General features: G+C 74.9%; 1 pseudogene. It reads right to left on the bottom strand.

Annotated elements, in window-relative coordinates:
- Positions 1–103: 103 nt before the first annotated feature.
- Positions 104–670 (bottom strand): annotated as a pseudogene (locus ABEB28_RS42905) (hypothetical protein); the annotation flags it as partial.

The raw sequence follows: 670 nt of genomic DNA, 5'->3' as shown, positions 1-670 counted from the left end.
GGTGGATCGGTGGTGCGCTGGCGATCGCGCTCGGCGTCGCGATCTTCCTCCCGGCCCGGGGTCCGCTCGGCCGGTCGGTGCCGCTGCTGGTGCCGGGTGTCGGTCAGCGCACCCGGAACCCGCTGCTCGTCGACGCGACCGTGGACGAGGTGGCCGCGATCCGCACCCGGTAGGTTCCGGCCTTCAGCTTGGTGAACGACGCCTGCCCGGCCCGGGAGACGGTCTTACCGGTGACCAGCGTCCAGGTCTTGCCGGTCAAGCGGTCGAGCTTGACGACCTGGCCGGCGGCCGGGCCGACGGTCGCGGTCACCGTTCCGGTCCCGGCGCGGAGCGTCACCCGGGAGACGACCGGGAACGCGACCGTGGCGGTGCGGGACGCCTTCGTGGTGGCGGTCGCCGGGTGGCTCAGGTAGACCCACGTGCTCGCCGTCGGCGTGCCGTTCCAGGCCACGACACCGCCGAGCGAGGTGGTGGTCGCGGTGCAGCGGAATGTCGCCGCCGGTGCGGTCCGGACGCAGACCTCGGCGGGGGCACTGCCCAGCTGGGCGCCGGTCCGGGTGGCGGTCAGCGTGCCCTGGAGCGAGACCGACGTACCGGCGACGACGGGCCGGCCGGCTCCCTTGGTGACGCGGAACGCGGTGGCCACCGGGCTCGCGGGTGCGGTGGGGCT

The organism is Cryptosporangium minutisporangium (assembly GCF_039536245.1).
Lineage (GTDB): Bacteria > Actinomycetota > Actinomycetes > Mycobacteriales > Cryptosporangiaceae > Cryptosporangium > Cryptosporangium minutisporangium.
The sequence above is the reverse complement of the archived record's forward strand: the minus strand, read 5'-3'. Positions and strand labels throughout refer to the sequence as shown.